General features: G+C 37.4%; 1 protein-coding gene. It reads left to right on the top strand.

The window, feature by feature from the left end:
- Positions 1-175 precede the first annotated feature (175 nt).
- On the top strand, positions 176-425 hold a 250-nt coding region (locus ETC00_RS20035; protein WP_171567776.1), incomplete at its 3' end, for a DUF2627 domain-containing protein.

Genomic DNA, 425 nt, shown 5'->3' with positions numbered 1-425 from the left:
TTAATAATGCACTTCCACCTTTGCCTGCCCCAACAATTAATACTTTTTTCATTCCCATCACCTATTCGTTTGCAATTTTTTGCAGACGCTTTCATCATACATTGTTTTTCCCTTCTTGACAAACAAACAAAAACATTTATGATGAAAACAGAACGAATGGAAAGGGTTTTGTTTTATGCAACGAATGATTGCCCTACTCATTTTACTTATTCCAGGATTTATCGCAGCGCTAGGGATTAAATGGATGCGCGATACGGTGTTTGGTATTTTGCACGCACCGATCCCTTCACTTGTCATTCAATTTTTGCTCGGTTTATTTTGTTTTATCATCGGTCTTAGCTTTATTGCAGGATTTATTTTGCACCGCGATCGAAAACGAAACAAAGTGCAACCACGTTTTCAAAAAAAGAAACGCTTCGATTCAC

The sequence above is a fragment of the Brevibacillus sp. MCWH genome (assembly GCF_013096935.1).
GTDB classification, from domain to species: domain Bacteria; phylum Bacillota; class Bacilli; order Brevibacillales; family Brevibacillaceae; genus Brevibacillus; species Brevibacillus aydinogluensis.
Note: the sequence above shows the minus strand (reverse complement) of the source record. Positions and strands in the feature narration are given on the sequence as shown.